The following is a 25,265-nucleotide window of genomic DNA, read 5'->3' as shown; positions in this document are numbered from 1 at the left end:
CGCCCGGAGGTGAAAGCGGACGACCAGTGCGCCCAAGACCGTTCGGGGCGCGCCAGTGCGCGGACTCACTTCCGCTCACTGCCAAGGAACGGTACAGCCCCCGACAGGTCAGCCCTTGCGGGAGTTGACCTCTTCGGTGAGCTGGGGGACGACCTGGAAGAGGTCGCCGACGATGCCGTAGTCGACGAGGTCGAAGATCGGGGCCTCGGCGTCCTTGTTGATCGCGACGATGGTCTTGGAGGTCTGCATGCCGGCCCGGTGCTGGATCGCGCCGGAGATACCGGAGGCGATGTAGAGCTGCGGGGAGACGGACTTGCCGGTCTGGCCGACCTGGCTGGAGTGCGGGTACCAGCCGGCGTCGACCGCGGCACGCGAGGCACCCACGGCCGCGCCGAGGGAGTCGGCGAGCGCCTCGATGATGTGGAAGTTCTCCGCACCGTTGACACCACGGCCGCCGGAGACCACGATCGCGGCCTCGGTCAGCTCCGGGCGCCCGGTCGACTCGCGCGGGGTGCGGGAGAGGACCTTCGTGCCGGTGGCCTGCGCGGAGAACGTGACCGGCAGGGTCTCGACCGCACCGGCGGCGGGGGCCGGCTCGACGGGCGCCGAGTTCGGCTTGACCGTGATGACCGGGGTGCCCCGCGAGACACGGGACTTGGTCGTGAACGACGCGGCGAACGCGGACTGGGTGGCGACCGGACCCAGCTCACCGGCCTCCAGGTCGACGGCGTCCGTGATGATCCCGGACCCGATCCGGACCGCGAGCCGGGCCGCGATCTCCTTGCCCTCCGCGGAGGACGGGACCAGTACCGCGGCCGGGGACACCGCATCGAACGCGGCCTGCAGCGCGTCGACCTTCGGCACGACCAGGTAATCGGCGAACTCCGGCGCCTCGGCGGTCAGGACCTTGACCGCACCGTGCTCGGCGAGCACCGCCGCGGTGCCGGCCGCACCACTGCCCAGCGCGACCGCGACCGGGTCACCGATCCGGCGGGCCAGCGTCAGCAGCTCCAGAGTGGGCTTGCGGACGGCACCGTCCACGTGGTCGACATAGACGAGAACTTCAGCCATGGGACTTCAATCTCCTGCGGAAACGAGGGTGAGAGGGATATGCGGGGCCCGACAAGGCCTCAGGTGAAACGTCCGGCCCGACCGGCAGCGTCTAGATGAACTTCTGACCCGCAAGGAAGGCGGCGAGCTGCTTGCCGCCCTCGCCCTCGTCCTTGACGATCGTGCCCGCCGTGCGGGCCGGACGCTGCGCCGCGGAATCCACCGCGGTCCACGCACCCGCCAGACCGACCTCGTCCGCCTCGATCTCCAGGTCCTCCAGGTCCAGGGACTGAACCGGCTTCTTCTTCGCCGCCATGATCCCCTTGAACGACGGATACCGGGCCTCACCGGACTGGTCCGTCACCGACACCACCGCCGGCAGCGACGCCTGCAGCTGCTCACTGGCACTGTCACCGTCCCGACGCCCGGTCACCGTGCCGCCCTCGACCTTCACCTCGGACAGCAGCGTGACCTGCGGAACACCCAACCGCTCCGCCAGCACCGCCGGCAGCACACCCATCGTGCCGTCCGTCGACGCCATACCGCAGATCACCAGGTCGTAACCCGTCTTCTCGACCGCCTTCGCCAGCACCAGCGACGTACCGATCACATCCGTACCGTGCAGATCGTCGTCCTCGACATGAACGGCCTTGTCCGCACCCATCGACAGCGCCTTGCGCAACGCGTCCTTGGCATCCTCCGGACCCACCGTCACCACAGTGATCTCCGCGTCATCCGCCTCATCGGCGATCTGCAGCGCCTGCTCCACCGCGTACTCGTCGAGCTCCGACAACAGACCGTCGACATCCTCACGGTCCAGCGTCAGGTCATCGGCGAAGTGCCGGTCACCGGTGGCGTCGGGCACATACTTCACACAGACAACGATCCTCAAGCTCACGCCGGCTCTCCTACCTGGGTGTGGGTCCTGGAATGATCTTATGGAACTCAGTACCCTCTGTAAAGGTACGTAGTGTCGAATGGCCGGTATTGGTGTTAGGTTCCCGGCATGACCGAGGTGCGCAGACCAGTGAAGAAACCGCCCATGCGGGAGGTGCTCGCCGAGGCGGCGTTCCAGCTCTTCCTGGAACGGGGCTTCGAGCGGACCACCGTGGACGACATCGTTGCGCGGGCCGGGGTCGGACGGCGTTCGTTCTTCCGGTACTTCCCCTCCAAGGAGGACGTGGTCTTCCCCGACCACGAGCGCTGTCTCGCCGACATGACCGCGCTCCTGGAGGCGGCCGACGAGGGCGACCCGGTGGGCACGGTGTGCGATGCGGCCCGGCTCGTCCTGCGGATGTATGCGGCGAATCCGGAGTTCTCGGTCCAGCGCTATCACCTCACGCGGGAGGTTCCCGGCCTGCGCACCTACGAGTTGTCCGTGGTGCGCCGCTACGAACGGACGCTGGCCGAATACCTGCGGGGCCGCTACGTCGGCACGCCGGACGGCCCGCTGCACGCCGAGGTGATCGCCGCTGCCGTGGTTGCCGCGCACAACAACGGCCTGCGCTCGTGGCTGCGTTCGGGTGGTGAGGGTGACGCCGAGGCCGCGGTGGACCATGCCCTCGGTGTCGTACAGGAAGTCTGGGGGGCGAAGGCCGTGGGCGCCGCAGGGCTGACCGCGGACGACGACGAGGTCGTCGTGGTGGTCGCCTCCAAGGGCACGCCGATGTGGCGTGTGGTGCAGAGGGTCGAGTCGGCTCTCGCCGAGGACTGACCGCAGAGAAGGAACTCAGTACCTTTACGTCTCGGCACTCAGTGCCATATCGTGCGTCTGCGTCTGTGTCGAGCCACGACGCTGACGCACCGAGCCGAGTTCAGGGGGTCGAGACGTGTCCCATTCCGTTTCAGCGATCGATGCCGCACCGACGGCGCAGGGTGAAGCCGGACTGATCTATCAGCACTGCCGCTGGTGCGGCACCGCGTCCTTCAGGCGGCTTCTGTGTCCTGTGTGCGCGTCGAGCGATCTGGATTCCGTCCGCAGTGACGGCCTCGGCGTCGTCGTGCGGACCAGTGTGGTGCACCGCTACACAGAGGCAGCACGCAACGAGTCCCTCGTCCGGCTGCCCGAAGGCTTCGTATTCCGGTGCCGTGTCGTGGGCGCCGCGCCGCACCTGGTGCACGTTGGCGCGCGGGTGCGCCCCGTGGCGGAAGCCGCCCCGGAGACGGGCGAGATCGTCCTCGAACTCTGCGACCCCGGCGCGTATGCCGAATGGCAGTAGACCGCTCCCCGAGACAACCGGATGCCCCGGACCCGTACGGCGCCGAGGGCTGCCTTGAGGGACGACACACGAGCATGAGCATGCGCGAGTTCGGCAGAATCGGCGTCGTGGGCTGTGGCCCGATGGGCTCGGGTACGGACATCGGCGAGGCGGCGGGCGCCTCCGGGCCCAGCATCTACAAGCACTTCCCGAGCAAGACCGATCTGCTCGTCGCCGCCGTGGTGCGCGGCGAGAAGCAGCGCAGGGCCGGTACCGCACAGGCGCTCGCGAACGCCACCGGCCCGCGCGAGAGCGTGGACGGGCTGCTCCGCTCGTGCATCGAATTCGCCCTGAACCAACGTCACTTGATCGGTGTGCTGGTCGGGGAGCCGGACCAGCTCCCGGGGAAGGAGCGCAAGGCGGCGCGGCAGACGCAGCGGGACTGTCCGGCGCTGTGGGTCCGCCTGCTCGACGAGGTCCGGCCGGGTCTCGATGCGGCGGAGGTGAAGATCGTCGTGAACGCGATGCTCACCATGGTCAACAACGTGGAACGCACGGGGCGCCTCGGCGAGCGGACGGACATCGCGGCCCGCCTCACGGATTTCGGTACGGCGCTGCTTCTCGAGGAGGGCCGCCCGGCCGCGGAGTGAGCACGGCGGTTCACGGGACCGTGTGCACCGCAAGCGATGCTCAGGGAAGCTGAGTTGGGGACGCGTGACGTCGACGGCACCGGGCCCCGCCGACGGTGACGCCCGTGTCGCCGGATGCCGGAGCGCGCACGGCAGCGAACGCCCCGGCCGCCCCTTGGTACCGCCGAGCCCATGGCTGATCCGGACCGGACACCGCGGCGGGTCAGCACACCCTGATGGGTGAATGTCACGCCATGGCGGGCGCCGGGCAGCCCACGTCGGTCCCGGGGCTGGTTTGCTGCACCAGGAAACTGGCGCGACGCGCCGGGGGACCTGCCGGCCGCCCCGGTGGGAGCGGTGCCCCGCCGGGTGCCGAGTCCACCCGCGAAGGACCGATCGAAGGAGCGTCGTAGTGACGACGATGGGCACAGCTGGGGCGGACGAGACAGAGGAGTCGTACGCGAACGAACTGCCGGTACGGAGCAAGGAACCGGGCAATGTCGTCGTCAAGTGGATGACCACCACCGATCACAAGACGATCGGAACGTTGTACCTGGTCACCTCGTTCGCGTTCTTCGTCGTCGGCGGCGTGATGGCACTCATCATGCGCGCCGAGCTGGCCCGCCCCGGCAATCAGCTCATCTCGAACGAGCAGTTCAACCAGTTGTTCACGATTCACGGCACGATCATGCTGTTGATGTTCGCGACGCCGCTGTTCGCCGGGTTCACGAACTGGATCATGCCGTTGCAGATCGGTGCACCCGACGTAGCGTTCCCGCGGCTGAACATGTTCGCTTACTGGCTGTATCTTTTCGGCTCGATCATCGCGGTGGCCGGCTTCCTGACTCCGGCGGGGGCGGCGGACTTCGGCTGGTTCGCCTACTCCCCGCTGACCGATGCAGTCCATTCGCCCAGCATCGGCAGCGATATGTGGATCATGGGCCTGGCCTTCTCCGGATTCGGCACGATCCTCGGTTCGGTCAACTTCATCACCACGATCATCTGCCTGCGCGCACCGGGCATGACGATGTTCCGGATGCCGATCTTCGTGTGGAACGTCCTGCTGACCGCCGTGCTGGTCCTGCTGGCCTTCCCGGTGCTGGCAGCGGCCCTTCTGGTGCTGGAGGCGGACCGCAAGTTCGGGGCGCGGGTCTTCGAGGCGGCCAATGGCGGCGCACTGCTCTGGCAGCACCTCTTCTGGTTCTTCGGCCATCCGGAGGTGTACATCATCGCTCTGCCGTTCTTCGGCATCGTCACCGAGATCATCCCCGTCTTCAGCCGTAAACCGGTCTTCGGGTACGTCGGTCTGATCAGCGCCACCATCTCCATCGCGGGCCTCTCGGCAACCGTGTGGGCGCACCACATGTTCGTCACCGGTGGTGTGCTGTTGCCGTTCTTCTCGTTCGTGACGTTCCTGATCGCGGTGCCGACCGGTGTGAAGTTCTTCAACTGGATCGGCACGATGTGGAAGGGATCGCTTTCCTTCGAGACACCGATGCTCTGGTCCATCGGTTTTCTGGTGACCTTCCTTTTCGGTGGTCTGACCGGCGTCATCCTGGCTTCGCCGCCGATGGACTTCCACGTCTCGGACTCGTACTTCGTCGTCGCGCACTTCCACTACGTCGTCTTCGGCACCGTGGTCTTCGCGATGTTCGCCGGATTCCACTTCTGGTGGCCGAAGTTCACCGGCAAGATGCTGGACGAGCGGCTCGGCAAGATCACGTTCTGGACGCTGTTCGTGGGCTTCCACGGCACGTTCCTGGTGCAGCACTGGCTCGGCGCGGAGGGCATGCCGCGCCGTTACGCGGACTACCTCGCCGCCGACGGGTTCACCGCGCTGAACACCATCTCGACCATCTCCTCCTTCCTCCTCGGACTGTCGCTGCTGCCGTTCTTCTACAACGTGTGGAAGACCGCCAAGTACGGCAAGCCGGTCGGGGTCGACGACCCGTGGGGCTACGGCCGTTCGCTGGAGTGGGCAACCTCCTGCCCGCCACCGCGGCACAACTTCCTCACGCTGCCACGGATCCGCTCCGAATCCCCGGCGTTCGACCTGCACCACCCCGCCGTACGCACCCTCGGCGAGGCGCAGAACCGCCCGCACACCGCCCCCGGGGGTCCGGGGCAGAACCCGGCATGACGGAGTCCCGGTAAAAGGAGGACAAATGGACGACGACAAGGAAAGCACCGCCCGCGGCCTGGCACAGATGGAGGGCTACCTGCTGTGGAACACCGAGGTCGAGGAGGCGCGCAGACGGGCTGCCCGGTTCACCGGCGAGCTGCCCTGGCTCACCACGGCCCAGTGTGAGGAAGTGGAACGCGTCTACACGGCGGACCGGATTGCCGCATCCCGGGCGATGCTGTCCCGGATCTCGGCCCGCGCCATCGAACTGCGCGGCGAGTACAACGACCGCTACCGCGCGCTCAGAGCACGCTGCGTCGCGACCGCCGTCGTCACCGCAGGCGCGGTCAGCGGCACGTGCACAGCCCTCACCCTGCTGACCCGCTGACTCCCTGCCGTCGTCCGTTCCGCCGCCCTCAGCGGGCGAAGTCGGACGCGGTTCGTGAGGATGTGGGGTGATGGGCGCGTGTGACCGGGCAGGAGTACGGGCCACCGCGCAGACCCGAGAAGGGACGAACACCGTGGCACGATCCAGGATTCTCGTCGTCGGCGCCGGATTTGCCGGGGTCGAGTGCGTACGCCGTCTGGAGCGCGGACTCAACCTCGGCGAGGCGGACATCGCGCTCGTCGCCCCGTTCTCTTACCAGCTCTACCTGCCACTGCTGCCCCAGGTGGCCGCGGGCGTCCTCACCCCACAGTCCGTCGCGCTGTCGCTGCGCCGCAGCCGTCGGTACCGCACCCGGATCATCCCCGGCGGAGCGATCGGCGTGGACCCGAAGGCGAAGGTCTGCGTCATCCGCAAGATCACCGACGAGATCGTCGACGAACCGTACGACTACATCGTCCTCGCCCCCGGCAGCGTCACCCGTACGTTCGACATCCCCGGGCTGCTCGACAACGCCCGCGGCATGAAGACGCTGGCCGAGGCCGCGTACGTACGCGACCATGTGATCGCCCAGCTCGACCTGGCGGACGCCAGCCACGACGAGGACGAACGGGCCTCCCGGCTGCAGTTCGTGGTGGTCGGCGGCGGCTACGCGGGCACCGAGACCGCGGCGTGTCTGCAGCGGCTCACCATGAACGCCGTCCGGCAATACCCCCGGCTCGACCCGAAGCTCATCAAGTGGCACCTGGTCGACATCGCTCCGAAGCTGATGCCCGAGCTGGGGGACAAGCTCGGACTCAGCGCCCTGGCAGTCCTGCGCGAGCGCGGCATCGAAGTATCGCTCGGCGTCTCCGTCGCCGAAGCCGGACCGGACAAGGTGACGCTCACCGACGGCCGCGTACTGCCCTGCCGCACACTGATCTGGACGGCCGGCGTCACCGCGAGCCCCCTGGTCGCCACCTTCGACGCCGAAACGGTGCGAGGCCGGCTGGCAGTAACACCCGAGATGACCCTGCCGGGGTTCGACGGCGTCTTCGCGCTCGGCGACGCCGCCGCCGTACCGGACCTGGTCAAGGGCGACGGCGCGGTCTGCCCGCCCACCGCGCAGCACGCCATGCGCCAGGGACGCAGGCTCGCCGACAACCTGATCGCGACTCTGCGCCACCAGCCGCTGAAGCCGTACGTCCACAGGGACCTCGGGCTCGTCGTGGACCTCGGCGGCAAGGACGCGGTCTCCAAGCCGCTCGGCATCGAGATGCACGGCATCGCCGCGCAGGCCGTGGCCCGTGGCTATCACTGGTCGGCGCTGCGCACCAATGTGGCCAAGGCCCGCGTCATGACCAACTGGATGCTCAATGCGATCGCCGGTGACGACTTCGTACGCACCGGATTCCAGGCCAGGCATCCCGCCACGCTGCGCGACTTCGAGTACACGAACGCCTACCTCACGCCGGCACAGGTCCGTGAGCACACGGCGTCGATGACCGCCCGCGGCTGATTTCGGATTTCCTCAGCGGGTCCGGTCACATTCCTCCGACGCGCAGTGTCGTACGAGTGACCCATGGGACCAGCACTTTGTGACCGGGGGCGCACGCCGACACGCCGTCGGAACGCCCCGTACGGGGCGGGCAGGGCCACCCGGACGGTGTGCCCGGCCCTCCCCGTCGCGGGTGACCGGTCGACTCAGTCGTTGCCCCCGTGGCCCGCGGTCAGCGCCGGGTTCCGTTCCACCACCGGCTCCAGTACGTCGTCGATGGCCTTGAGGAGGTCCGCGTCGAACGTCACGCCCGCCGCCTTCGCGTTCTCCGTGACCTGCTCGGGCCGGGAGGCGCCGATGATCGCGGCGGAGACGTTGGAGTTCTGCAGCACCCAGGCGACGGCCAGCTGGGCAAGGCTCAGACCGGCTTCGTCGGCGAGCGGCCGCAGCTGCTGGACGCGCTCCAGGACGTCGTCGCGGAGCCACCCGGCGACAAAGTCCGCACCACCCTTCTCGTCGGTCGCCCGAGAGCCGGCCGGAGGCTGCGCCCCCGGCTTGTACTTGCCGGTCAGCACGCCCTGGGCGATCGGCGACCAGACGATCTGACCGATGCCGAGCTCCTCGGAGGCGGGCACCACTTCGGCCTCGATGACCCGCCACAGCGCCGAGTACTGCGGCTGGTTGGAGATGAACGGAACGTTCAGCTCGCGGGCCAGCCGGTGTCCGGCGCGCAGCTGGTCGGCCGTCCACTCGGAGACGCCGATGTAGAGGGCCTTGCCGGAGCGGACCACGTCGGCGAACGCCTCCATGGTCTCCTCCAGCGGCGTGGAGTGGTCGTAGCGGTGGGCCTGGTACAGGTCCACGTAGTCGGTCTGCAGCCGGCGCAGGGAGTTGTCGATCGATTCGAGGATGTGCTTGCGGCCCAGGCCGCGGTCGTTCTGCCCCGGGCAGGTCGGGAAGTAGACCTTGGTGAACACCTCGATGCTCTCGCGGCGCTGGTCCTTGAGCGCCCGGCCGAGGACGGCCTCGGCGCGGGTCTCGGCGTAGACGTCTGCCGTGTCGAAGGTGGTGATTCCGGCGTCCAGGGCGGCGCGGATACAGGCGACGGCCGCGTCCTCCTTCACCTGGGAGCCGTGGGTGATCCAATTCCCGTAAGCGATCTCACTGATCGTCAGACCGCTGCGGCCGAGTCGGCGGAATTCCATGTGCCTGCTCTCCCTGTGCTGATACGTGAACACGTCATGCTATGCCGAGGGGTTCTGTTCCGCCGGGAAGGTTCAGGCAGCGGGGACGGTGCCGTGGATGCGGCGGAGGAATGTCGCGTTGTCGGGGGTCTGCCGGATCCTGTCCAGCAGCACTTCGAGGGTCGCCTGCGCGTCCCGGGTGTGCAGTGCGCGCCGGAGACCTCGGACGGCGGCCAGTTCGGCGGCGGGGAGCAGCAGTTCCTCGCGGCGGGTGCCGGACTGCGGAATGTGCACGGCGGGGTAGACCCGCTTGTCCGCCAGTGTGCGGTCCAGCCGGAGTTCCATGTTCCCGGTGCTCTTGAGCTCTTCGAAGAAGAAGTCGTCGGCGCGGGAACCGGTGTCCACCAACGCCGTGGCGAGGATGGTCAGCGAGCCGCCCTCCTCGGTGAGCCGGGCGGCGCCGAAGAGCTGCTTGGGGCCGAGCAGGGCGGTGGCGTCGACGCCACCGCTGAGGGTGCGGCCACCGGCGGTGGCGGCGTTGTTGTGGGCCCGGCAGAGCCGGGTCAGCGAGTCGAGCAGGATCACGACGTCCTGCCCCTGCTCGACGAGCCGCTTCGCACGCTCCACCGCGAGTCCGGCGAGTGCGATGTGCTCCTTCGCGGGCCGGTCGAAGGTCGACGCGAGCACGTCACCCCGCACGGAGCGGCGCATGTCGGTGACCTCCTCGGGGCGTTCGTCGAGCAGCACCACCATCAGATGGCACTCGGGGTGGTTGGCCGCGACGGCGGCGGCGATCTGCTGCAGCAGCACGGTCTTTCCGGTCCTGGGCGGGGCGACGATGAGCCCGCGCTGCCCCTTGCCGACCGGGGCGACGAGATCGACGACGCGTGTCGCCGGACTGCCGCCGGACGTCTCCAGGCGCAGCCGCTGCCGGGGGTGGAGCGGGGTGAGATCGGCGAAGTGCGGCCGGTTGCGCAGCGCCTGCGGGGTGCGTCCGTTCACGCGCTCGACCGCTGCGAGGGAGCGGGCCCGGTCGCAGGGACCCTCGACGAGATCGCCCCTGCGCAGGCCGTACCGGCGGACGAGGGCGGCGGACACCTGCACGTCGCCGGGGGACGGGTGGCCGCGGTCGGTGCGCAGGGCGCCGTGCCCCTGGCGCGTGATGTCCAGGACACCGGTGACGGTGGTGAGGGTCGGTTGCTGGTCGAGGGGGCGTTCGAGTGTGGTGGTCATGCGGGGTGGTCCTTTCGCGGACATGGCGAATGAGGGGCCCGGCGGGTGTGAGGGGCGGTGCGATCACGCCCCGGACGACGGGCAGGAAAGTCCGTACCGGAATGAAAGAAGGTGGTGCGGAAGGCTGCGCCGCCGACCGGGAAAGAACGGGCGGAACAGCTCAGAAAGGAGAACTGGCACCGGCGCCCGAAACTGCGGGCGTACACACGTGCCATTAGCACTGTACCACCCGCCGGACGCGAAACGCGCCGGGAATACAGGAGAGGCGGTGGCCGCCCCGCAGCCACCGCCCTTGACCTGCTCGCCCGCGCTCAGCCGCCGAGCACGTGCGCCTCGTTCAGGATCGCCCGCATCTGCGGTCCCGACACCGCACGGCGGGGTGAGGGACGAAGAACCGCGGATCAGCCGTTGCGCGCCTCGCCCCGGAACGCGGCGAGGATCTCCTCGGCGGCGAGTGTTGCCGTCAACTCGCCGTCGCGCACGCGCTGTTCGAGAGCCGGCGTGAGGGTGCGGACTTCCGGATGGCTGCGCAGACTGTCCAGCAGCTCGTCCCGCACCATCGTCCAGGTCCAGTCGACCTGCTGCTCGCGCCGCTTCGCGGCGAGCCGCCCCGTCGAGTCCAGCAGCGCACGGTGCTGCTCCAGCCGCTCCCACAACGTGTCGAGACCGGTCGACTCACGGGCGCTGCACGTCAGCACCGGGGGAGTCCACGCCGCGTCGGCCGCGTGCATCAGCCGCAGGGCGCCCGCCAGTTCACGGGCCGCCGCACGCGCGTCCCGCTCGTGCGGACCGTCGGCCTTGTTCACCGCGATGGCGTCCGCCAACTCCAGGACACCCTTCTTGATGCCCTGCAGCTGATCGCCGGTACGGGCCAGCGTGAGCAGCAGAAACGTGTCGACCATCTGGGCCACGGCCGTCTCCGACTGGCCCACGCCGACCGTCTCCACCAGCACCACGTCGTAACCTGCGGCTTCCATCACCACGATGGACTCCCGGGTCGCCTTGGCCACCCCGCCCAGTGTCCCGGCGGTGGGGGAGGGGCGTACGAACGCCGCCGGATCGACCGCGAGCCGCTCCATCCTGGTCTTGTCGCCCAGGATGGAGCCGCCGGTGCGGCTGGAGGACGGATCGACCGCCAGCACCGCGACCCGATGCCCGAGCCCGGTGAGCATTGTGCCGAGCGCGTCGATGAACGTGGACTTCCCGACCCCGGGCACCCCGCTGATGCCGATGCGCCGGGCGTTACCGGACTGCGGCAGCAGCTCGCGGAGCAACTGCTGGGCCAGCGCCCGGTGATCGGGGCGGGTGGACTCGACGAGAGTGATGGCGCGCGCGATGTGCGCCCGCTTCCCGTCGAGCACTCCCTTCACATAGCTGTCGATATCGATCGTCGGAGCCATCGGGTCAGCGGCTCACAGCTCATGGCCGAGCGCGGCACCGAGCCGCGTCACCAGATCGAAGGCGGCGTCGGGGATCACCGTGCCGGGCGGGAACACGGCCGTCGCACCCGCCTCGTGCAGCGCCTCGACGTCCTGCGGCGGGATCACCCCGCCCACGACGATCATGATGTCGTCGCGGCCCTCGGCGGCCAGCTCCTCACGGAGCGCCGGCACGAGAGTGAGATGCCCGGCCGCCAGCGAGGAGACACCCACGATGTGAACGTCCGCCTCGACCGCCTGCCGCGCCACCTCCGCCGGCGTCTGGAACAGCGGGCCGACGTCGACGTCGAAGCCCAGGTCGGCGAAGGCCGTGGAGATCACCTTCTGACCCCGGTCGTGGCCGTCCTGGCCCATCTTGGCGACCAGGATGCGCGGACGGCGCCCCTCCGCCTCCTCGAACCGGTCGACCAGCGTCCGGGTACGGTCCACGGAAGGTGACTCCCCAGCCTCGTTGCGGTACACACCGGAGATCGTACGGATCTGGCCCGCGTGCCTCCCGTACACCTTCTCCAGTGCGTCCGAGATCTCGCCGACCGTGGCCATCGCGCGGGCCGCGTCGACCGCGAGCGCCAGCAGATTGCCGTCGAGGCCCGGGCCGGGACCACGCTCGGCAGCCGCCGTCAGTGCTCGCAGCGACGCCTGGCAGGCCCCCTCGTCGCGCTCCGCGCGCAGCCGCCGCAGCTTCTCGATCTGCTGGGATCGCACCGAGGAGTTGTCGACCTTGAGCACATCGATCTGCTCATCGGTCTCCACCCGGTACTTGTTGACCCCGATCACCGGCTGCCGCCCGGAGTCGATCCGGGCCTGCGTACGGGCCGCAGCCTCCTCCACCCGGAGCTTCGGGATGCCCGCATCGATGGCCTGCGCCATCCCGCCCGCCGCCTCGACCTCCTCGATGTGCTGCCAGGCCCGTCGCGCCAGGTCGTACGTCAGCTTCTCCACGTACGCGCTGCCACCCCACGGGTCGATGACCCGGCCGGTACCCGACTCCTGCTGCAGCAGCAGCTGGGTGTTCCGGGCGATCCGCGCCGAGAAGTCCGTCGGCAGCGCGAGGGCCTCGTCGAGGGCGTTGGTGTGCAGCGACTGGGTGTGCCCCTGAGTGGCGGCCATCGCCTCCACACAGGTCCGCGTGACGTTGTTGAACACGTCCTGCGCGGTGAGCGACCATCCCGATGTCTGCGAATGGGTGCGCAGCGAAAGAGACTTGGCGTTCTTCGGCTCGAACTCCTTGACCAGCTTCGCCCAGAGCAGCCGGGCCGCCCGCAACTTCGCGATCTCCATGAAGAAGTTCATGCCGATGGCCCAGAAGAAGGACAGCCGCGGTGCGAACGCGTCGACATCGAGACCGGCGTCCCGCCCGGCCCGCAGATACTCCACCCCGTCCGCGAGGGTGTACGCCAGCTCCAGATCGGCCGTCGCACCCGCTTCCTGGATGTGATAGCCGGAGATGGAGATCGAGTTGTAGCGCGGCATCTTCTGCGAGGTGTAGGCGAAGATGTCGGAGATGATCCGCATCGAGGGCTTCGGCGGATAGATGTAGGTGTTACGGACCATGAACTCCTTGAGGATGTCGTTCTGAATGGTCCCGGCCAGCTTCTCGGGCGGTACGCCCTGCTCCTCGGCGGCCACGATGTACAGCGCGAGTACGGGGAGAACCGCGCCGTTCATCGTCATCGACACCGTCATACGGTCCAGCGGAATGCCGTCGAACAGCTGGCGCATGTCGTAGATCGAGTCGATCGCCACGCCCGCCATGCCGACATCGCCGGTCACCCGCGGGTGGTCGCTGTCGTAGCCGCGGTGGGTCGGCAGGTCGAAGGCGACGGAGAGTCCCTTCTGCCCGGCCGCGAGGTTGCGGCGGTAGAAGGCGTTGGACTCCTCGGCCGTGGAGAAGCCCGCGTACTGGCGGATCGTCCAGGGCTGGTTGACGTACATCGTCGGGTAGGGACCGCGCAGATACGGGGCCATACCCGGGTACGTGCCGAGGAAGTCGAGCCCTTCCAGGTCACGCCCGGTGTACAGCGGCTTGACCGAGATGCCCTCCGGCGTTTCCCACAACAGATCGCCTTCGGGGCCGCCGATGGACTCCTTCACCGCTGTGCGCCACTGGTCCTCGGACCCCTCGGCGCCGGTGCCCGGCCCGAGTTCGATGTCGGAGAAGTCGGGGATCCGCATTACGCCACACCCATACGGTCGAGAACGGAGGAGAGCACGGCCACCACATCGCAGCCCGCGAAGACGTACGCGTCGACATCGGGATACTCGGCGGGCCGGCCCGCGAGGAACACCCGCTGCGCACCGGCCGCGCGCAGCGCCGAGGCCACGGCACCGGCCCGCTCGGCGTAGAGCGCGTCGCCGGAACAGAGCACCGCCACACCTGCCCCACTGGCGGCGAAGGCTCCGGCGGCAGTCGACGCGTCCACCGACACCGGGTCGTGCACGGGCTCGATCCCGCCCGCCTGGAACAGGTTGGCGGCGAACGTGGCCCGCGCGGTGTGCGCCGACGCGGGTCCGAGCGCGGCGAGGAACACCCGCGGGCGGCTGCCCGTCGCCGCCAGATGGGCGTCCGACCGCGCGCGCAGCGCTTCGAACGCCTCGTCACGACGGACCACGGGCAGGCCGGCCGACGCGTCACCGGTGCCGGGAGCGGTCTCGCGCTCCACCGGACGCTCCGCCAGCTGCGGGAACTCGCTGACCCCGGTGATCGGCTCCTTGCGCCGCGCCAGATCCTTGCTGCGCGCCGCCCAGGTGGCTGCCAGCCGCTCACCGACCAGGCCGGAGCCCAGCGCCGCGGCCTGGCCGCCCGCCCGCTCGATCTCCTGGAAGAACGCCCAGGCCGCGTCGGCGAGTTCGGCGGTCATTCGCTCCACGTACCACGAGCCGCCGGCCGGGTCGATGACCCGGGCCAGATGCGACTCCTCCAGCAGGATCGTCGACGTATTGCGGGCGATGCGCCGGGCGAACGCGTCCGGCAGACCCAGCGCGTGATCGAACGGCAGCACGGTGACGGAGTCGGCCCCGCCGACTCCCGCGCCCAGACACGCCAGCGTCGTCCGCAGCATGTTCACCCACGGATCGCGCCGCGTCATCATCACCGGCGACGTCACCGCATGCTGACGCTGCGCACCGGCGCCCGGAGCCCCGCACACCTCGGCCACCCGCGCCCACAGCCGGCGTGCCGCCCGCAGCTTGGCGATGGTCAGGAACTGGTCGGCCGTCGCGGCGTACCGGAACTCCACCTGCGCGCAGGCCGCCTCGACGGAGAGCCCCGCCCCGGTCAGCGCCCTCAGATAGGCCACACCTGTGGCCAGCGAACTGCCCAGTTCCTGGGCGGCCGAGCCACCGGCCTCGTGGTACGGCAGCGCGTCCACCGTCAGTGCCCGCAGCCCGGGGTACTCCTTCGCGCACCGCTCCGCCCAGTGCACGGCGGCCGTAAGATCCGGAGCATCGCCGCTGCGCGCCGCCTGCCCCAGCGGATCCGCGCCGAGACTGCCGCGCACCGATGCCGCGGCAACCCCGCGCGCCTGATACAGCCGGATCAGTTCCGTTGCCGCGGCGTCGAGTTCACCGCCCGCGTCGAGCGCGAGGGGAGCCAGATCGAGGTAGACACCGTCCAGCGCCCGCGCCAGACCGGACACCGGTACACCCGCGGTACCGCCGACGGTCAGCCACAGCGACGTGACACCGTTCTCCAGGTCCGCGAGCACGGCCTCGTTGAGCCGGGCCGGATCCGTCAGGCTGTGCCGCTGCCTCACGTCCCAGCCGCCCGCCGCGTTCCCCGCGGCCTTGCTGCCGCGGGTGAAGGGAGCGACGCCCGGATATCCGGCATCGGGCGCGTCATCGCGCGAGGTGTAGAGAGGGCGGGTGATGAGCCCGTCCTCCACCGTGGTGGACAATGCTTCCTCGGCGGCCGAACCCGCAACATCCTTGCCCGACTTGCGCAGCACACCTTCGACAAGGCTCTGCCACTGCTCATGGGCTGGATCAGGGAACTCGGCGGCCAACGAAAGCCCGTCAGCAGGCAGGACCGTCATGCCTGGATGCTAGGCGAAGGCTCAGATGAGCAGCAGGGGGACCGCCTGTGACCTTGCCCTCTCCCAACGCGCTTGATCCAGTACGGACAGTGGCGTAGTCGGGGATCCGTCAAGACCTTGGTGTTTCCTCGACTCCGGCTGGCATGTGCTCCGTGGATCTGCTGCCTGCATTGCAGTTGCGAGATCATTCCGAATATCTTGTCGCACATACGGTCCTGTGCGAGTGGGCGGGCGGTACGCGTCCGCTGGGGGCTTCCCCGATACAACCCGCCGCGACGCGCAGCCGTGGCTCGACGGGCCCGGCGCCGGCCACCTTGCCCATTGGTCGCCGTGGAAGGCGCGGATGCTCGGGCGCAACGCCTGGCCCGGTACCGGCGCGCCCGAGGGGATTCTCGCGCTCGCGGACGGCGGCCGGCTCGTTGCCGCCGACGACGTAACGGAAGGGAAGCAGGGCCTCGCGATCATCACCTCGGAGGCCGTCTCCGTACGCGGCGACAGGCCCGAGGGCAGCCCCGTCACGTCTGGCCGGGCACGGTCCGCGACCGACGGCCGTCGGCAGCAGGCTCCGAGTGGTGATCATCTCCGCCGAGACGACGGATCCGGTCGCCGAGGTCACCCCCGAAGCAGCCGCCGAACGGGGGCTCACCGCAGGTACGGCCGTGTGGACCAGCGTCAAGGCAACCGGGGTCACCCCCGTCGTTCTCTGCCCGTGGCTCCCACAGAGGTCGCCGCCACGGGCGGATTGTCATAGTGCGGCACTAAATGACCGAAGTTATGCTGCTGGCATTCCATCCTTCAGGAGAGGAAACGCCCGTGGCTGTGGGACCAGTGGAGTACGTCGTCGTCGCATTCCCCGGCAGTCATTTCACCGGGGCGATCGCGCCGGCGCTGGCGGAAGTGGTCGCCTCGAAGGCAGTGCGAATCCTCGACCTCACGTTTGTGTACCGCGCCGAGGACGGCACGCTCGACATGGTCGAACTGGAGGATCTCGACCCTGATGACCTGGTGTCCTTCGAGCCGGTCGAGGGAGTGGTCAGCGGCCTGCTGAACAGCGAGGACATCCGCGCCCTCGGGGAGGGCGTGCCCCGGGGCAGCTCCGCCGCGCTGATCGTGTGGGAGGACCTGTGGGCGGTACCGCTCACGGAGGCCGTTCGCGCCTCGGGCGGCCAGCTGGTGGCCCATGAGCGGATCCCGGCCGACGTCGCGGAAGCGGCCGTGGCCGCCTCCGGTTCCGCCGGCTGAACCCGCCCCGCCCGCCGACCGTCGTCATCGCCGCATCGCACTGGAAGGGGCGTACATCATGCCGATTTTCCGAGGACCGGGCATGAACCGCCGCGGACCGGGACTGCTGGGCGCCGTGGCGCGCACAGCCGTCGTCGCCGGAACCGCATCGGCGGTCGGTGGACGGGTCCAGAGGCGTCAGCAGGAGAAGTGGGGAGCCCAGGAGGCTGTCGCACAGCAACAGGTGGAGGAACAGCGGGCCGTACAACAGCAACAGGCCATGCAGCAGCAGGTGGCGCCGTCCGCGCCTGCGGCGGACGACCTCCTCGACCGACTGGAACGGCTGGCCGAGCTGAAGAAGCAAGGCGTTCTGACCGAAGCCGAGTTCGAGGCGCAGAAGGCGAAGATTCTGGCAGGCTGACCCGGCCGCCGCCCACCGCCCCGTTCCCGGCGTTTTCTTTTGTCGATCTCCCGGCAGCCTGCGAGTTGATTCGGCCGAGCCGAATCAATTCATCAGCCGTGTCCGGAATAAGGGGAAGTTTCATCGTGCAGACCGCCAGGCCCGTTCCGGCAGCCACCGTCATCAATATGCGCGACCTGGGCGGCATTTCGCTGGGTCCCGGCCGCCGCGTCCGGCCCGGTGCCGTAGTGCGCTCCGGTCAGCTCAGTGAGCTCGACACGGTGCACGACCCGGCGGTGACCGCCCTCGGCATCCGTACGGTCGTCGACCTGCGGACCGCGGATGAGCGCACGGCGGCCCCGGACCGTCTGCCGCCGGGAGCCCGGCTGTTCGTCGCCGACGTCCTCGGTGACAATCCGGGCGTGGCGCCTGCCCGGCTGCGCGCGCTGCTCGCCGACCGGGTGGCCGCGGACGAGCTGCTCGGGGGCGGAAAGGCCGAGGAGCTGTTCGCGCAGACATACCGGCAGATGGTGCTGTCGCCGGGCGCCTCGGCCGCGTACCGGGCCTTTGTCGAGACGGCCGCGGACGACGGGGCCCGTCCGGTGCTCTTCCACTGCACGGCGGGCAAGGACCGCACCGGCTGGGCCACCGCGTTGCTCCTGCTGATGGTCGGGGCCTCGCGCGATGTCGTACGTGCCGAGTTCCTTGCCGTGAATCCGGTGGTGCGGGTTGCCTTCCGCCCGTATGTGCAGGGCTTCCTGGACGCAGGTGGCGACCCGGAGATCGCCGCCGCGATCATCGAGGTCCGCCCCCGCTATCTCGACGTCGCCCTGGATGCCATGGACGAGCGGTGGGGCGGGCTCGACGGATATGTGCGCGACGGGCTGCGGATCCCCGAGCCCGTGGTGGAGCGGCTGCGGAGCCGGCTCGTGGTCTCCGCCTGATCCCGGAACCGGCCGTCGACAGGGCATCCGCGGGTTGACTTGATACCCCTAAGGGGTATGTTGTTGGCCTGTCGGAAGCGCCCGCTTCCCTGTCGATGGAGGCCGTCATGAACAACGGACTGAAGATCACCGTCTTTGCCGCCGCGCTTGCTGCGACCTTCGGGACGGCGTACGGCGTCGGCAAGGGGGTCGACCCGCTGGTCTCCACCGGCGCTCACGCGCCGCAGCAGCACAGCGGCCACGGCGCCACCGGGCGGGACGGCGAGGCCGAGCACGGGCCCGGCGGACTGCAGATATCCGAGGACGGCTACACGCTGGCGCTCGACACACCCGCGGTCGCCGCGGGCGGCCGGACCGGGATCCGGTTCGCGATCGAGGACGACGCCGGCCGCAAGGTCACCGCCTTCCGGCGCGAACACGGCAAGGAACTGCATTTCATCCTCGCCTCGCGCGACCTCACCGAGTACCGGCATCTGCACCCCGTCCGCGAGGCCGACGGCACCTGGTCGACCTCCGTCGATCTGCCGAAAGCCGGTGACTACCGGGCATTCGCGGACTTCACCCCGGCCGCCGAAGGCGCCAAGAACGTCACGCTGGGCGCGGATCTCCCGGTCTCCGGCGCCTACCGCCCCGCCGCTCCGCCGGCCGTCCGCACCACGGCCGAGGTCGACGGCTACCGGGTCGCCCTCGGTGGCGAACTCCGGGCCGGCCGGGAGAGCGAACTCGAACTGACCATCAGCCGCAACGGAAAGCCGGTCACCGATCTGCAGCCCTATCTCGGCGCTTACGGGCACCTTGTCGCCCTGCGCTCGGGGGACCTCGCCTATCTGCACGTCCACCCGAACGACGGCGGTCCCGGACCGGCCATCTCCTTCACGGCGACGGCGCCCAGCGCGGGGATGTACCGCCTGTTCCTCGACTTCCAGCACGAGGGGAAGGTCCGCACCGCCGCTTTCACGGTCGAGGTGAAGCCCTCGGCGAGCGCCCGGACCGAGGCGAACAGCGGGCACCAGCACTGAGGGGCCGGCCCTCGGTATCGTGGGGGGACGGGATCATGGGTTCTCTGAGAGGGGCGTACGGTGACCGAGCGCAAACCCCCGGGCGTCAGCTTCGAATCATGGGTCGACAAGCAGATCCACGATTCCGAGGAGCGCGGCGACTTCTCCCAACTGCCGGGTTTCGGCAAGCCGCTGCCCGATATCGACCGCCCGTACGACGAAGCCTGGTGGATCAAGGCGAAGATGCAGCGCGAAGGCGTGTCGATGCTCCCGCCGGCCCTGGCCCTGCGCAAGGAGGCGGAGGATGTGCGCGAGGCGGTGTCCGGAGCCCGTTCGGAGGCCGAGGTGCGCCGGATGCTCACCGAGGTCAACGAGAAGATCGAGGCGGCGATCCGGCGGCCGCCGCCGGGGCCGCTGCTGAATCTGCGCCCGTTCGACATCGACACGGTGGTCGGCGAGTGGCGTGACGAACGCGGCTCGGGGTAGGTCCGGGCGGCGGCCCGTCCACTGATGCGTAATACTCCCTCTATGAGATCGAGGGTTACGTCGTCGAGTGGCGAGGTGGGCCGCGGCGCGGTGCGGGTCCGGCGGGCGACGGCGGGCGACGCGAAGCGTCTCACCCGGCTGGTCAGGAACTCCCGTGCCTACGAGGGGCCCTACGCGCCCATGGTCGCCGGATACCGGGTGGGGGCCGACTACATCGAGACCCATCGGGTCTTCGCCGCCGTCGAGTCGGCGGAGCCCGGTTCCGGCCGGCTGCTCGGCTTCTACTCGCTGATCCTCGACCCGCCGGAACTGGACCTGATGTTCGTCGCCGACGATGCCCAGGGCCTCGGGATCGGCCGCCTGCTCATCGGGCATCTGTGCGGCGAGGCACGGAATGCCGGACTCACCGGCGTCCGCATCGTCTCGCATCCGCCCGCCGAGGGCTTCTACCGCAGTGTGGGCGCTCGGCGGACCGGCACCGAGACCGCCCGGCCGCCCGCAGTGATGTGGGACCGGCCCGAGCTGATGCTCCCGGTCGGCTGACGGACCGCAGAAGGGCCCGGCCGGGACCCGGATACCCGGTCCCGGCCGAACCCCTCGTGTGCCGGGCCCCGCTACGAGGCGAAGCCGCCGTAGGGACGCGTGATGATTTCCATGGCATGGCCGGCGGGATCGAGGAAGTAGATACCCCGGCCGCCGTCATTGCGGTTGATCTCGCCCGGATGCTTCTGGTGCGGATCGGCCCAGTAGGTGATCCCGAGCCCCTTGATGCGGGCGTATGCAGCGTCGAACTCCGCCTCCGACACAAGGAAGGCGTAATGCTGCACGGTGATCGATTCGGCGGGAATGGTCGCGAAATCCAGCGTGACCCCGTTCGCGGTGGCGACCGCGATGAACGGACCCCATTCCGCGCCGATTTCCAGACCGAGGATGTTCGCCAGGAATTCGGCGGATTCCCGGTTGTCCCGGGCATGAATGATGGTGTGATTCAACTCGACTGACACTGTGGAATGCCTCCAACAGGCATCTCACGGGAACCTCCACGCCTCACCCGGCCGGTGACCGACGCGCGATGCCGTACCCAAGATCCTAGGCGAGTCGGCGCCGGGCCGTCGAGGGAGCACGGGGGAGGGGATGCGGATCCGTTCCTTCTCAGCGGGTCTACGCGTCCTCCGGCGCCTCCGTGACCTCCACGACCTCCGCGGCCGGGTTCCGGACGTCCGTGACGGTGAACAGTCCACCGTCCGGATCCAGCAGCGTGGCTTCGCTGCCCTCGCTCGTCGACCGCTCCTCGACGACCGAGCCCCCGTGCTCGCGCGCCGAGGCCACCGCCGCCGCCACATCGTCCACCGGGAAGTGGACCTGCCAGTGCGGACGGATCAGCGGATCGGGTGCAGCCTCGACCGCCCCGGAGCTGATGCGGGCGAGCTGCCTGCCGCCGCACTCCACGATGACCTCGTCCTTCGCGTACGACACCTCGCAGCAGCCGGGGCGTCCGGTCGCCCAGTCGAGGACCTCGCCATAGAAGATCGCCGCCTCGAAGGCGCTCCTGGTGCGCAGCCGGAGCCAGGCGTGCGAGTGGTTGTCCGGCGCCGGGGAAGAGGTCGCCGGCGCCGTGCGCTCCCAGAATCCGAACACGGCGCCGTCGCGATCCGCTGCCAGCGCCCCGCGCCCCTTGCCGAGGGCCAGCGGTCCCACCGCGACCGTTCCGCTGCGCTCGCGGATGCGTGCGGCGGTCACGTCCGCGTCCCGGACGGCGAAGTAGGGCGTCCAGGCGACGGCGACCTGATAGGCCGTCGCCACCGCGGCGATGCCGGCCACGGGCACGTCGTCGCGGCGCGCCACGGAGAACTCCTGGCCCAGCTTGCCCGCACGGAAGGTCCAGCCCAGTACGGCGCTGTAGAACGCCTGCGCCGATTCCAGGTCGCGGGTCATGAGGTTGACCCAGCAGGGAGCAGCCGACCCCGTGAGCGCAGCCGGCGCGGACACCGTCCTGGGTTTGCTTCCGGTCATGGTCCCACTGCCTTCGTCGGGTCTGCGGCATGCATTGCCGGTGGCCGTCGGGCCTCTATCAGCCTCACTTCGGTCGGCCACTCCCGCAACACGCGCCGGGCCCGGTCCCACTCCCGCGGGCGGCAGGTCACACTCCGCCCGGCGGTGGCGCACAGCAGGGCGACACCGAGGACGATCAGCCCCGCGGTATGTCCGCGGGGGACTCCTGTTCGTTCGCGCTCAGGGCCTCGAAGCCCTCTGGGAGAACGAGAAGCAGCCGCCCATGACGAAGATGCCGACCGGTCACCGGGGCGGAGCCGGTCGCGTCGGATTCCGGTTCAGTCGCGTGGTTCGTCCTTCTCCCGGCGAATGGGCTCGTTCCCGTGGTCACCGAGTTCGTAGGGCGAAAGTCCACGTCTGTCGGCCGGGAAGCTGTCGTCGCCGTGGATGTCGCGCTCTTCCAGGTGGGTTCGGTGGTCCGGCCGCGGCGGCTGCTCGTCCGGCCGGGGCGGCGGCAGTTCCTGGTCCCGGCGCCGCATTCCCAGCCAGAAGGCACCGATCAGCATGGCCACCAGGGCCACTCCGACAATCGGCATCACCACCCCGGTCGCGCCCCGTCCGTCCGCGAGGGGCAGGGCCAGGGAACTGAGGGCTCCGTTCGAAACGTCCATACATGCCAAATACCCTGGCATGAGGATGTCACTCGGCAATGGCTGTCAATTCATGTTTTAAGTGGATATAAGTTAAAAAAACGTTTCGTTTCTCAATGGCTCAGATGGCCGAGCGGTGGACATGCTTGTTCCTCCCCCCTGGCGGAGCGGTCTGCCAGGACGTCGTTTCCCATCGGGTTCGGCGGCACGGGCTTCACCGCCGCCGCGCACATCCGTCGCCGCCCCTCTCGTCTCGCCGACACCCAGCCGTGGGGTGAGCCTGGAGAGGGTTCCCGAATCGCCGGAGGGACGCGATGGCAGTGTCGAATCCCTCGCGGGTTCGGCCCGCACACGCTTCGGGATCTTCGCGGCCGGCATCGCGTCCGCCGAGGATCCGGTCCACACCGTCGGTCCCCGGCGCGGGGACGTGCGGCAGAACTCCGAGCGGAAGGAACCCCGGTGAACAGCACACAGTCGCAGACGGAGGAGAGCCGGTACGGAAAGGAGGTGTCGGTCGCCATCAGCGGATGCGCGAAGGATGACGCACGAACGGTCTTCGACGTCCTGCGGGCCGCCTTCGCCACCGACCGGGCCCTGGTGGACGTGCCGCAGGACCTGGCGGGAAAGCGCCCCACGGTATGGACCATGACCGTCGACGTGTCCGAGGCGCGGGTGGTCTCGGGTCCCGTCGCGCTGGGCAAGCCCGTGAAGGTCGATGTGCAGGGCGGTTACTGGGCGGTCGAGGAACTCAGGAAACACCTTGCCGACGCCTTCACGGTGCAGGTCGTCGGAACGGTCTCCGGTGACCAGGAGGAGGAGGTGCGCCTGCGGCTGGAGAGCCGGTAGGGCGCAGAACCGAACCGGCGCGAGGGCAATGAACCGGAAAGCCGGTGCATATCTGGTACAAAGCACGCAAAACTCACAGTGATGAGAGGTGCGAGCGAGTGGATCCCACCAGCGAGCGGGAGAACAGTTCCGGACAGCTGGGGGAGACCCGTCACCGTTCCACCCTGGCGCTGCACATCAACGGCACGGCACGGACCCTGACACTCGATCACCGCACGACCGTCCTGGACGCGCTGCGCGAACACCTGGGCCTCACCGGCGCCAAGAAGGGCTGTGACCACGGCCAGTGCGGGGCGTGCACCGTCATCGTCGACGGCCGGCGCGCCAACAGCTGTCTGCTGCTCGCCGTCGCGCACGACGGGGCCCGCATCACGACCGTCGAGGGCCTTGCCGACGGTGACTGGCTGCATCCCGTCCAGGAGGCATTCCTGGCCAGGGACGCCCTGCAGTGCGGCTACTGCACACCCGGTCAGATCTGCTCGGCCGTCGGCATGCTCGGTGAAGCGGCGGACGGCTTCCCGTCCCACGCCACCGAGGACGACGAGGAAGGCTCCGCCCCGGCGCGGCTCAGCGCCCCTGAGATCCGTGAGCGGATGAGCGGCAACCTGTGCCGCTGCGGCGCCTACCCGGGGTCCAGCCAAGGTAAGCCCAAAAGGGGCAGCGGGATGATCTTGGAGGCGTGAGAGCCGACCGTACGCTCGCCCGGGTGCTCAGCTGAGATTGAGCGGCTCAGTTGGCCCATGAGCGCCAGGGGTGGCCCGCTGTGACTTTTCGAGATAGGCGACACCCGATCTCGGTGGTTGACACCATCCCGGGAAACGCCGATGCCGTACCGGATTTTCTGCCGTGCCCGTTCCCGCGGCCGCGCACAGCGCTAGCGTTGGGTCCCATGATCGTATGGCTCAACGGCACCCACGGCGCAGGCAAGACGACGACCAGTGCACTCGTGCAGCAGCTGATCCCGAATTCACGGGTGTTCGACGCCGAGAAGGTCGGCGAGACACTCATGGACATCACGCCGGGGCTGCCCGGGACGGACAATTTCCAGCACTGGCCGCCGTGGCGGCCACTCGTGGTCGAGACCGCCCGCCGCGTACTCGACTACACCGGCGGCACTCTGGTGATGCCCATGACTGTCCTGGTCGAGCAGTACTGGCGCGAGATCAGCTCGGGCCTCGCCCAGCATGCCATTCCGGTACGGCACTTCGTCCTTCACGCCGACCAGGACACCCTCCGCGGGCGCATCGCGGGCGACACTGTTCTTGGCCCCAACTCCCCGTTCCGTCTCAAATACCTTGAGCCCTACGCCGAGGCAGCCCGCACGTGGCTACATGGCGAGGCCGATGTCGTCGACACCACGCACCTCACGCCCGCCCAGGCCGCCCTGCAGATCGCGGAGGCCGTCAAGAGTTGAGGTCCGCCCGCCACTGCGACGCTCAGGCGGGCCAACTCGGCCGCTCAGTCTCATTAGCACCGGGGCATCGTCGCCGCCCTCCGGTTCGTCAGGCCCTTGGTCGTGCTCGCCGGTCCAGGTGCCGAACGGGCCGGGGGGACCCGGTTCCTCTGCGCCGGGCTGGAGCACACCGCCCTTGAGCCGGTGCTCGCCAGGGATCATCCGGTGCCCGCTTCGAGCTGGGCGGGGATGCGGCTGGCGCGCAGTTCCTGCAGGTCGGGGATGTGGTTGTAGAGGGTGCCGGGGCTGACGCCGAGGAGCTTGGCGATCGAGGTGATCGAGTTCTCGGGGTTGGGGAGCATGTCGCGAGCGGCCCGGATGATGTCCGGGTTGACGACGGTGGGCCGGCCTCCGACCTTGCCGCGGGCTCGGGCGTCGGCAAGGCCCTCGCGGGTGCCGGAGACGATCAGCTCGCGGATGAACTCGGCGATTATCTTGAGCCGCCCGGAGGGCGTCTTTGATGTTCAGCAAGGTCACCGGAAGCCCTGTGATCTGCTGTTGTGACGTGGTTATCTCTGGCTTCA

26 protein-coding genes are annotated in these 25,265 nt (G+C 69.2%); 15 read left to right on the top strand and 11 right to left on the bottom strand.

What is annotated here, in order from left to right:
* Positions 1 to 108: 108 nt before the first annotated feature.
* Both ACWD6R_RS34215 and ACWD6R_RS34210 read right to left on the bottom strand, forming a co-directional pair.
* Entirely contained in the window at positions 109 to 1,071 is a 963-nt protein-coding gene (locus tag ACWD6R_RS34215) for an electron transfer flavoprotein subunit alpha/FixB family protein (RefSeq protein WP_451822283.1), read from the bottom strand.
* Between the two features lie 91 nt (positions 1,072 to 1,162).
* A complete protein-coding gene (locus ACWD6R_RS34210) occupies positions 1,163 to 1,948 on the bottom strand; it encodes an electron transfer flavoprotein subunit beta/FixA family protein (protein ID WP_451822282.1) in 786 nt (261 codons plus the stop codon).
* A 108-nt stretch (positions 1,949 to 2,056) separates the two neighbouring features.
* On the opposite strand from ACWD6R_RS34210, the gene ACWD6R_RS34205 reads away from it, so the two are divergent.
* The 6 genes from ACWD6R_RS34205 (at position 2,057) to ACWD6R_RS34180 (ending at position 7,882) form a co-directional block, all read left to right on the top strand.
* Positions 2,057 to 2,764 carry a TetR family transcriptional regulator gene (locus tag ACWD6R_RS34205; protein WP_451822281.1) on the top strand — a complete coding sequence of 236 codons (708 nt, stop codon included), beginning with the start codon at positions 2,057 to 2,059 and terminating at the stop codon, positions 2,762 to 2,764.
* A gap of 115 nt (positions 2,765 to 2,879) precedes the next feature.
* Positions 2,880 to 3,269, top strand: coding sequence for a Zn-ribbon domain-containing OB-fold protein (locus tag ACWD6R_RS34200; protein ID WP_451822280.1), 390 nt, complete (start codon positions 2,880 to 2,882; stop codon positions 3,267 to 3,269).
* Positions 3,270 to 3,343: 74 nt separating this feature from the next.
* Positions 3,344 to 3,898, top strand: a complete 555-nt coding sequence (locus ACWD6R_RS34195; RefSeq protein WP_451822279.1) for a TetR/AcrR family transcriptional regulator — start codon at positions 3,344 to 3,346, stop codon at positions 3,896 to 3,898.
* Between the two features lie 400 nt (positions 3,899 to 4,298).
* Entirely contained in the window at positions 4,299 to 6,017 is a 1,719-nt protein-coding gene (ctaD, locus tag ACWD6R_RS34190; protein ID WP_451822285.1) for an aa3-type cytochrome oxidase subunit I, read from the top strand.
* Positions 6,018 to 6,042: 25 nt separating this feature from the next.
* Positions 6,043 to 6,387, top strand: a complete 345-nt coding sequence (locus ACWD6R_RS34185) for a hypothetical protein (RefSeq protein WP_451822278.1) — start codon at positions 6,043 to 6,045, stop codon at positions 6,385 to 6,387.
* A 133-nt stretch (positions 6,388 to 6,520) separates the two neighbouring features.
* Positions 6,521 to 7,882: an NAD(P)/FAD-dependent oxidoreductase gene (locus tag ACWD6R_RS34180; RefSeq protein WP_451822277.1), complete on the top strand. Its 1,362-nt coding sequence runs from the start codon at positions 6,521 to 6,523 to the stop codon at positions 7,880 to 7,882.
* A gap of 185 nt (positions 7,883 to 8,067) precedes the next feature.
* Here the strand turns inward: ACWD6R_RS34180 and ACWD6R_RS34175 are convergent, their stop codons facing one another.
* The 5 genes from ACWD6R_RS34175 to mutA all read right to left on the bottom strand — a co-directional run bounded on the left by ACWD6R_RS34175 (position 8,068) and on the right by mutA (position 15,751).
* Positions 8,068 to 9,066: an aldo/keto reductase family protein gene (locus ACWD6R_RS34175; RefSeq protein WP_451822276.1), complete on the bottom strand. Its 999-nt coding sequence runs from the start codon at positions 9,064 to 9,066 to the stop codon at positions 8,068 to 8,070.
* 72 nt (positions 9,067 to 9,138) lie between these two features.
* On the bottom strand, positions 9,139 to 10,278 hold the full coding sequence (gene rho / locus ACWD6R_RS34170) for a transcription termination factor Rho (protein WP_451822275.1): 1,140 nt from the start codon (positions 10,276 to 10,278) through the stop codon (positions 9,139 to 9,141).
* Between the two features lie 401 nt (positions 10,279 to 10,679).
* The gene (meaB, locus tag ACWD6R_RS34165) at positions 10,680 to 11,678 is read right to left on the bottom strand and encodes a methylmalonyl Co-A mutase-associated GTPase MeaB (RefSeq protein ID WP_451822274.1); all 999 of its coding nucleotides are present in this window, start codon (positions 11,676 to 11,678) and stop codon (positions 10,680 to 10,682) included.
* 12 nt (positions 11,679 to 11,690) lie between these two features.
* Positions 11,691 to 13,892, bottom strand: coding sequence for a methylmalonyl-CoA mutase (gene scpA, locus ACWD6R_RS34160; protein ID WP_451822273.1), 2,202 nt, complete (start codon positions 13,890 to 13,892; stop codon positions 11,691 to 11,693).
* Positions 13,892 to 15,751 (bottom strand): methylmalonyl-CoA mutase small subunit, encoded by a 1,860-nt coding sequence (gene mutA, locus ACWD6R_RS34155; protein WP_451822272.1) that lies wholly within the window; start codon positions 15,749 to 15,751, stop codon positions 13,892 to 13,894. The genes scpA and mutA overlap by 1 nt, the downstream gene beginning before the upstream one ends.
* An 813-nt stretch (positions 15,752 to 16,564) precedes the next feature.
* On the opposite strand from mutA, the gene ACWD6R_RS34150 reads away from it, so the two are divergent.
* The 6 genes from ACWD6R_RS34150 (at position 16,565) to ACWD6R_RS34125 (ending at position 20,343) form a co-directional block, all read left to right on the top strand.
* Entirely contained in the window at positions 16,565 to 16,993 is a 429-nt protein-coding gene (locus tag ACWD6R_RS34150) for a DUF6325 family protein (protein ID WP_451822271.1), read from the top strand.
* 82 nt (positions 16,994 to 17,075) lie between these two features.
* On the top strand, positions 17,076 to 17,393 hold the full coding sequence (locus ACWD6R_RS34145) for an SHOCT domain-containing protein (protein WP_451822284.1): 318 nt from the start codon (positions 17,076 to 17,078) through the stop codon (positions 17,391 to 17,393).
* 125 nt (positions 17,394 to 17,518) lie between these two features.
* Entirely contained in the window at positions 17,519 to 18,316 is a 798-nt protein-coding gene (locus ACWD6R_RS34140; RefSeq protein WP_451822270.1) for a tyrosine-protein phosphatase, read from the top strand.
* A 107-nt stretch (positions 18,317 to 18,423) separates the two neighbouring features.
* Positions 18,424 to 19,335 (top strand): hypothetical protein, encoded by a 912-nt coding sequence (locus ACWD6R_RS34135; RefSeq protein ID WP_451822269.1) that lies wholly within the window; start codon positions 18,424 to 18,426, stop codon positions 19,333 to 19,335.
* 60 nt (positions 19,336 to 19,395) lie between these two features.
* Positions 19,396 to 19,800 (top strand): DnaJ family domain-containing protein, encoded by a 405-nt coding sequence (locus ACWD6R_RS34130; protein WP_451822268.1) that lies wholly within the window; start codon positions 19,396 to 19,398, stop codon positions 19,798 to 19,800.
* A gap of 42 nt (positions 19,801 to 19,842) precedes the next feature.
* The gene (locus ACWD6R_RS34125) at positions 19,843 to 20,343 is read left to right on the top strand and encodes a GNAT family N-acetyltransferase (protein ID WP_451822267.1); all 501 of its coding nucleotides are present in this window, start codon (positions 19,843 to 19,845) and stop codon (positions 20,341 to 20,343) included.
* Positions 20,344 to 20,414: 71 nt separating this feature from the next.
* Here the strand turns inward: ACWD6R_RS34125 and ACWD6R_RS34120 are convergent, their stop codons facing one another.
* From ACWD6R_RS34120 to ACWD6R_RS34110, 3 genes are all read right to left on the bottom strand, one after another.
* On the bottom strand, positions 20,415 to 20,804 hold the full coding sequence (locus tag ACWD6R_RS34120; RefSeq protein WP_451822266.1) for a VOC family protein: 390 nt from the start codon (positions 20,802 to 20,804) through the stop codon (positions 20,415 to 20,417).
* Between the two features lie 157 nt (positions 20,805 to 20,961).
* Complete coding sequence (locus tag ACWD6R_RS34115) at positions 20,962 to 21,813, bottom strand: VOC family protein (RefSeq protein ID WP_451822265.1); 852 nt, start codon at positions 21,811 to 21,813, stop codon at positions 20,962 to 20,964.
* Between the two features lie 317 nt (positions 21,814 to 22,130).
* Entirely contained in the window at positions 22,131 to 22,463 is a 333-nt protein-coding gene (locus ACWD6R_RS34110) for a DUF6479 family protein (protein ID WP_451822264.1), read from the bottom strand.
* 438 nt (positions 22,464 to 22,901) lie between these two features.
* Here ACWD6R_RS34110 and ACWD6R_RS34105 point away from each other — a divergent pair, with 438 nt between their 5' ends.
* The 3 genes from ACWD6R_RS34105 to ACWD6R_RS34095 all read left to right on the top strand — a co-directional run bounded on the left by ACWD6R_RS34105 (position 22,902) and on the right by ACWD6R_RS34095 (position 24,702).
* Complete coding sequence (locus tag ACWD6R_RS34105) at positions 22,902 to 23,288, top strand: hypothetical protein (protein WP_451822263.1); 387 nt, start codon at positions 22,902 to 22,904, stop codon at positions 23,286 to 23,288.
* Between the two features lie 98 nt (positions 23,289 to 23,386).
* A complete protein-coding gene (locus ACWD6R_RS34100; protein ID WP_451822262.1) occupies positions 23,387 to 23,971 on the top strand; it encodes a 2Fe-2S iron-sulfur cluster-binding protein in 585 nt (194 codons plus the stop codon).
* Between the two features lie 206 nt (positions 23,972 to 24,177).
* Positions 24,178 to 24,702, top strand: coding sequence for an ATP-binding protein (locus ACWD6R_RS34095; protein ID WP_451822261.1), 525 nt, complete (start codon positions 24,178 to 24,180; stop codon positions 24,700 to 24,702).
* 197 nt (positions 24,703 to 24,899) lie between these two features.
* Here ACWD6R_RS34095 and ACWD6R_RS34090 read toward each other — a convergent pair whose 3' ends face one another.
* Positions 24,900 to 25,043, bottom strand: coding sequence for a hypothetical protein (locus ACWD6R_RS34090; RefSeq protein WP_451822260.1), 144 nt, complete (start codon positions 25,041 to 25,043; stop codon positions 24,900 to 24,902).
* Positions 25,044 to 25,265 lie beyond the last annotated feature (222 nt).

This window comes from Streptomyces sp. NPDC005151, assembly GCF_053599875.1.
Note: the sequence above shows the minus strand (reverse complement) of the source record. Positions and strands in the feature narration are given on the sequence as shown.